The 6506-nt window shown below is 71.5% G+C and carries 6 protein-coding genes; 2 read left to right on the top strand and 4 right to left on the bottom strand.

Annotation, left to right across the window (positions count from 1 at the left end):
* Window positions 1-13: 13 nt before the first annotated feature.
* Genes D7W82_RS09725 through ureA form a run of 3 tightly spaced genes read right to left on the bottom strand, consistent with a single transcriptional unit; the run spans window position 14 to window position 3186 of the window.
* Complete coding sequence (locus D7W82_RS09725; protein WP_120618070.1) at window positions 14-676, bottom strand: urease accessory protein UreF; 663 nt, start codon at window positions 674-676, stop codon at window positions 14-16.
* A gap of 12 nt (window positions 677-688) precedes the next feature.
* Window positions 689-2404, bottom strand: coding sequence for an urease subunit alpha (ureC, locus tag D7W82_RS09730; RefSeq protein WP_120618071.1), 1716 nt, complete (start codon window positions 2402-2404; stop codon window positions 689-691).
* A complete protein-coding gene (gene ureA, locus D7W82_RS09735) occupies window positions 2401-3186 on the bottom strand; it encodes an urease subunit gamma (RefSeq protein ID WP_120618072.1) in 786 nt (261 codons plus the stop codon). Before ureA ends, ureC begins: the two co-directional genes overlap by 4 nt.
* A 122-nt stretch (window positions 3187-3308) precedes the next feature.
* On the opposite strand from ureA, the gene D7W82_RS09740 reads away from it, so the two are divergent.
* Complete coding sequence (locus D7W82_RS09740) at window positions 3309-4523, top strand: hypothetical protein (RefSeq protein ID WP_120618073.1); 1215 nt, start codon at window positions 3309-3311, stop codon at window positions 4521-4523.
* Here D7W82_RS09740 and D7W82_RS09745 read toward each other — a convergent pair whose 3' ends face one another.
* Window positions 4524-5354 (bottom strand): urease accessory protein UreD, encoded by an 831-nt coding sequence (locus D7W82_RS09745; protein WP_120618074.1) that lies wholly within the window; start codon window positions 5352-5354, stop codon window positions 4524-4526.
* 188 nt (window positions 5355-5542) lie between these two features.
* On the opposite strand from D7W82_RS09745, the gene D7W82_RS09750 reads away from it, so the two are divergent.
* Window positions 5543-6506: hypothetical protein (locus D7W82_RS09750; protein WP_147439278.1), on the top strand; the 964-nt coding region annotated here is incomplete at its 3' end.

Below are 6506 nucleotides of genomic sequence, written 5' to 3' on the forward strand. Positions count from 1 at the left end.
TTCGTCTCTTGTTTCAGGACAGGAACAGCCGGGAGTACAGCCGGTCGTGCGTGGCGCCCACCAGGTCCCACAGCGGCGCGGGCTGGGCCAGGTCCTCCACGCCCAAGGCCTTGCATTGCGCCAGGACGGCCTCCAGCAGCGGCGTGGCCGCGTGCTGCACCTGGTGGGACTCATGCGTGCCGATGACGCCCATGCGCACGCCCGCGGACAGCGCGCCCCGCAGCGTGAGCGACAGGAAGAGGCGCGGCGCGTCCTCCTGCTCCACGTCCAGCGCGCGCAGCACCGCGCCGAACGCGGGCGCGTGGTGGAACTTCACCCGGGCCGCGCGGGCCGCCTCGCGCACGGGCCCCACGGCCTCCGGGAAGATGCGCGCGCAGGTGTCCAGGAAGGCCCTGCCCTGCGTGCGGCTGGCCCGGTTCGCGACGTGGTTGGTGAGGAACGCGTCCGCTCTCGCGTCCAGCGCCGGCAGTGAAGCGGGCTCGCGCCACGCCGCGCCCACCAGCGGCAGGCCGCCCAGTCCCGCCTGCCACACCAGCGCCTCCACGAAGCGCCGCACGTCCCCCGGGCCTCGCACCTCGCCCGCCTGCACCGCGGCCTCCAGGCCCCCCGAGTGCGCGAAGCCCCCCGTGGGAAACCCCGAGTCCGCCAGCTGCAACACCCTCCAGCCGGTTGCCATGGCGCGCCTCCTTCAGAACAGCGAGTAGCGCTGCGCCAGGGGCAGCCAGGTGGCGGGGTCGCAGCGCAAGAGCTCCCCGTCCGCGCGGACCTCGTACGTCTCAGGGTCCACCGTGATGACCGGCAGCGCGTCGTTGAGGCGCATGTCCTTCTTGCCCAGCGCGCGGCAGCCCACCACCGCGGACAGCCGCTTGGTGAGCCCCAGCCCCTGCACGGTGCCCTCGCGCAGCGCGCGCCCGGACACGAAGGCGATGCTGGTGGAGCCTCGCGCCCTGCCTCGCGCGCCGAACATGGGGCGCATGAGGTACGGCTGCGGCGTGGGGATGGACGCGTTCGCGTCCCCCATCTGCCCCCACGCGATGAAGCCGCCCTTGAGCACCAGCTCCGGCTTCGCGCCGAAGAAGGCGGGCCGCCACAGCACCAGGTCCGCGAGCTTGCCCGGCTCCACGGAGCCGACTTCATGGGACAGCCCGTGGGCGATGGCCGGGTTGATGGTGTACTTCGCCACGTAGCGGCGGATGCGCAGGTTGTCGTTGTCGCCCTGCTCGCCGGGGAGCCGCCCGCGCTGCTCGCGCATCTTGTGCGCCGTCTGCCACGTGCGGGTGATGACCTCGCCCACGCGGCCCATGGCCTGGCTGTCGGAGGCCATCATGCTGATGGCGCCCAGGTCGTGGAGGATGTCCTCCGCGGCGATCGTCTCTCCGCGGATGCGGCTCTCCGCGAAGGCCACGTCCTCCGGAATCTCGCGGTCCAGGTGGTGACACACCATGAGCATGTCCAGGTGCTCATCCAGCGTGTTCACCGTGTACGGCCGCGTGGGGTTGGTGGAGCTGGGCAGCACGTTGGGCGCGCCGCACACGCGGATGATGTCCGGCGCGTGGCCGCCGCCCGCGCCCTCCGAGTGGTACGTGTGGATGGTGCGCCCCTTGAACGCCGCCAGCGAGTCATCCACGTAGCCGGACTCGTTCAGCGTGTCCGTGTGGATGGTGACCTGCACGTCCTCCGCGTCCGCCAGCGTGAGGCACGTGTCGATGGCCGCGGGCGTGGTGCCCCAGTCCTCGTGCAGCTTGAGTCCAATGGCGCCCGCGCGCACCTGGTCCAGCAAGCCCTCCGGCAGGGACGTGTTGCCCTTGCCGGTGAGGCCGATGTTCAGGGGAAGCGTATCCGTGGCCTCCAGCATGCGCGCCAGGTTCCACGCGCCCGGCGTGCAGGTGGTGGCGTTGGTGCCGGTGGCCGGGCCGGTGCCGCCGCCCACCCAGGTGGTGATGCCGCTGGCGATGGCTTCGTCCGCCTGCTGCGGGCTGATGAAGTGGATGTGCGTGTCCAGGCCGCCCGCGGTGAGGATGAGCCCTTCGCCCGCGATGACCTCCGTGGTGACGCCCACCACCATGCCCGGCGTGACGCCCGCCATGACGTCCGGGTTGCCCGCCTTGCCGATGGCGAAGATGCGCCCCGCCTTGATGCCCACGTCCGCCTTGAAGATGCCCGTCCAGTCCACCACGAGCGCGTTGGTGATGACGCAGTCGAGCGCGTCCGCGTCGCCCGTGCCCGCGCGCTGGCCCATGCCTTCGCGCAGCACCTTGCCGCCGCCGAACTTGCACTCGTCGCCGTAGACGGTGGCGTCGCGCTCCACCTGGAGCCACAGGCCGGTGTCCCCCAGCCGCACCCGGTCCCCCGTGGTGGGACCGAACATGTCCGCGTAGTGACGCCTGTCCAGCTTGCGGCTCATGAGCGGCCCTCCTCTTCGCGTTCTTCCTCGTGACCGAAGCCCCGGGCGCGCACGGCCTCCAGCAGGCGCTCACGGCCTTCGTCGGACACCTTGCCGCTGCCCAGCGCGTTGCCGCCGCGCACCACCTGCTCGCCCGCGATGGGGACCAGCGGCACCGTCTTCACCTCGCCGGGCTCGAAGCGCACCGCCGTACCCGCGGGGATGTCCAGCCGGTGGCCGTAGGCGCGGCCCCGGTCGAACACCAGCGCGCGGTTCACTTCCGCGAACGCGTAGTGGCTGCCCACCTGGATGGGCCGGTCGCCCCGGTGCGTGACGCGCAGGGTAATGGCCTCGCGGCCCGCGTTGAGCTCCAGCGCGCCCTCCGCCGCGCGCACGGCGCCGGGCGCACCTTCCGGCGACGCGGCGGGCACCGTGAAGCGCTCCAGCGGCGGCACCGGCAGGAAGCTGCCGTAGAGCGCCAGCGACAGGTCCCCGTGCTCCGCCACCACCGGGTGGTGCACGGTGACGAGCTTGGTGCCGTCCGGGAAGGTGCCCTCCACCTGCACCTCCGCCAACATCTCCGGCACGCCGTCCATCACCTGCGCGCGCCCCAGGAACCGGCGCCCCAGGTCCATCAACTCCGCCACGCTCCTGCCGTCACGGATGTACTCCAGCAACTGCGTGGCGATGAGCGCCACCGCCTCCGGGTAGTTGAGGCGCAGGCCTCGCGCCAATCGCTTCTGGGCGACGACGCCCGCCTGGTGCAAGAGCAGCTTGTCCACGTCACGGGGGGACAGATGCATGAGGCCGACTCCCTCGGTTCTTCCGGGTGCGGGATGCGCCGACCCGTCAGACCCTAGCGCGACGCGTCAGCGTGGGCCAGGATGGGGGCCCCTCGCGCCGTTCTCCCCCTCTGGAGTCCCCCATGAAGAGCTTCAAGGCCGGCTTCCCCAAGACGCCCAAGGCGCCTCCCGCTCCGCCGAAGACGACGAACACGGTGGCCCAGCCGACCTTCTCGAAGCCGGGCACGACGGCCGCGAAGCCGACGACGCCCACGGGCTCACCGAGTGTCTCCCGGCCGACAACGCCCACCGGGACGACGCCCCAGGGTGACGCGTTCAAGCCGTCCGGCAGCCCCCAGGCCTCGTCGTCGCGCCCGAACATCGACGCGAGCTCGCTCCAGGGTCCGCAGCTGCCATCGCCCAACCGCTCCGAGAGCGACATCGCGGACATGGCCCTGGGCCGCACGCCGGGCAAGGGCAAGGCCGCGGCGCCGCGCCCTGAAATCCAGAAGCTGGTCGAGGACATGAAGCTGGAGAACCCGGGCGCGGAGGTGCTGCGCTACACGGACCAGGGCGGCCACCCGATGCTGAAGCAGCCGGGCCTGCCCGCGGGCACGGACGCGGGCGTGTGCAGCGCGATGACCTCCGAGTGGATCCGCACCGGCAAGGAGGCGGGCGGTGACCCGATGAAGGGCTCGCAGGCGTTCGGCAAGCTGACGGACAACCACTTCGGCAAGCTCATCGACAAGCAGCACGCCGAGCACCTGCAGAGCGACGCCCTCACGAAGCTCAACGGCGCGCACCTGGCCGACATCGAGAAGCTCCAGGACGGCGTGGAGCAGCTCAAAGGCAAGAGCGCCCAGCGCAAGCAGATCAACGAGCTGCTCACCAACCCCGGCCTGTCGCTGGAGCAGCGCCAGGGCCTGGAGGCGCAGCGCGGCCAGCTGACCCTGGAACTCAAGGAGGGCATGGCCCAGCTCGGCCCGCAGAAGGACGCCATCGCCCGGAAGCAGGAGGCCATCTCCGACCTGGTGGGCGACTTCCGCACGGGCCGCGGCGGCGGCCACCCGGGCGTGAAGGTGCAGGACTTCGAGCCCATCACCCCCGACACCTTCGCGCAGAAGCTGTACGACGGCACGAAGGAGAACGGCCACTACCGCATCGGCCTGCGCAAGTCGGGCGAGGCCGCAGAGGGCCACGTGCTGGGCCTGCACAAGACGGACGGCCCGAACCGCCTGCTGGACGCGAACACCGCCGAGTGGAAGACGAACAACCACAAGGACGCCATCAACCTGACGGCGGATCACATCGACCAGCTGTACAAGAACTACAGCACGTTCGACATCACCCGCTATTAGTCACACCCGTCGGGCCCACGGATCATCTCCCAGCAGGCCCGGCAGGAAGGACAGCCAGTCGCGCGTGGTGCCGAGCAGCGTCTCCAGCGACACGGCCGCCACGCGCAGCAGCAGGCCGTCCTCGCCCAGGGGGCTGGCGGAGACCACCTCCCGGGCGCGAGGCTTCACCGGCAGGCCCGCCACGCGCGCGGCCAGGGACTCCCGCGCGTCCTTCAACGCGGGCCCCACCAGCAGCACGGACGCCAGCGCGTCGAAGCGGCCCAGCCGCTCCGGCAGCGCGCCGTGCGCGGGGTCCAGCACCCAGCGCTCATCCACCAGCGCGCGCCCTTCCCTCGCGACGCACAGGCGCGAGGCGTAGTGCAGGAAGGCCCAGCGCTCGCCCCGGGCGCTGCGGCCCGCCGTCACCACGTCCACGAGCACCAGCGACGCGCCCGGTGACAGCGTCACGTCCAACGTCTGGGAATAGCGGGCGCCGGTGAAGCAGACGGTGGGGTCCGGCACCCACGCCAGCAGCGCGTCCCGGCCCACGCGCGCGACGAGGTCGCTGCGGCAACCGTTGGGCGAGCGGTAGACCCGGTTCGCCCCCTGCGTCGCGAGCAGCGCGGATGCGCCGTCCGCCACGTCCACCTCCAGCCGCAGGTGGTCCCCGTCCACCAGCCCGCCACCGAAGGAGCTGGTATAGGCCCACGCCGCGTGGCCGTGGTTGCGCGGCGTGAGCAGCCGCAAGGGGCTGTGCGCCAGCGCGGTGCGCACCACGGTGCGGGGCCCCGAGCGCTCGAACGCGAGCCGCGCGACGCCCGCGCGCTCCGGGCCGGGAAGAGCGAAAGTCACCCTTCCCTTCTAGCACGCGAGCCGCTCCGGAAAGCCGCGCACCGCGCCTGCGTAGCGTTCCGCGCTACAGCCCCTTCCTCGCGACAGACGTGAGACTCACTGGCACGCAACCTGCTCTTGGGGCGGCCCGCCAAATCTGACATCGCGTGTCAGAAATGGCGGAACCCCTCTTCCCAAGGGACAGCACCATGCACCGTCGTTCCTCCCGAGCACCCTGGCTTCGAGCCCTGACCCTCTCCTCGTTCGCCGTGGGCGGCCTCTTCGTGGCCGCGCCCGCCCACGCCGCTGAAACGCGCGAGATGCCTGCCACCATCGTCAACGTGTCCATGCAGGACGGCGAGCTGACCGCGCGCATCCGCTGGTCCGCGGAGTCGAAGTCCCTGCCCGGGGAGGTGGAGGTCCTGTCCTATGACGGCACGGAGAAGATCACCGCGGGCGAGCGGCTTTCGCCCAAGGCCGGCGAGGAAGTGGAGGTGAAGCTGTCCGGCGCGGTGCAGGAGCCGTGGGAGACGGGCTGGGCCCAGCGGCTCGTCGTGCGTGAGGCGCAGGGCCGGGAGCTGGCGAGCCAGCCCTATGACGTCAGCCTCGCCTGCGAGGACGAGAAGACCTGCCAGTTGACGGCCGCGCCGGGCATCTCCGCCAGCCGCGAGGTCCTGCACGTGAGCAACGCCCTGCAGAAGACCCTCGGCGCCATCGAGAAGGAGATGGGGACGAAACAGTTCGACCTGGTGCGCGAGGTGGCCCGGCGTGAGCCCTCGCTGTACGGCGAGGCCCTGAGCTACGCCCACGGCCTGATCAAGATCGGCCCCGCCGAGGGTTGCCAGTGCTCCTGGGAGGCGTCCTACTCGCGCACCAACTCCTCGGGAACGAGCCTGGGCGCGGCGCACAACCTGTACTCGCGCCCCCTGTCCCAGAACAAGCCCTCCAACGCCCGCCTGACCACGCAGGGCAGCAGCCGCGTCACCCTGACCCTCCACTGCACGTCGCTGGCCTCCATCCTCACGCAGGAGTTCGGCATCCGGCAGCCCGGCGGGCTGGTGAAGCCCGTGCGCATGCTCCAGCCCGTCTACAGCACCTGTGCCGGGACGTGCAGCGGCCGGTTCAGCCACTTCGGCCGCATCACCGGCAAAGCGACCGCGCAGAGCACCACCC

The organism is Corallococcus sp. CA049B (assembly GCF_003611685.1).
Taxonomy (GTDB): Bacteria; Myxococcota; Myxococcia; order Myxococcales; family Myxococcaceae; genus Corallococcus; species Corallococcus coralloides.

Excerpts from the sequence above, each read along its gene's own strand:
- D7W82_RS09725 (WP_120618070.1), bottom strand. The coding sequence starts at position 676 with ATGGCAACCGGCTGGAGGGTGTTGCAGCTGGCGGACTCGGGGTTTCCC.
- ureA (WP_120618072.1), bottom strand. The coding sequence starts at position 3,186 with ATGCATCTGTCCCCCCGTGACGTGGACAAGCTGCTCTTGCACCAGGCG.
- ureC (WP_120618071.1), bottom strand. The coding sequence starts at position 2,404 with ATGAGCCGCAAGCTGGACAGGCGTCACTACGCGGACATGTTCGGTCCC.
- D7W82_RS09740 (WP_120618073.1), top strand. The coding sequence starts at position 3,309 with ATGAAGAGCTTCAAGGCCGGCTTCCCCAAGACGCCCAAGGCGCCTCCC.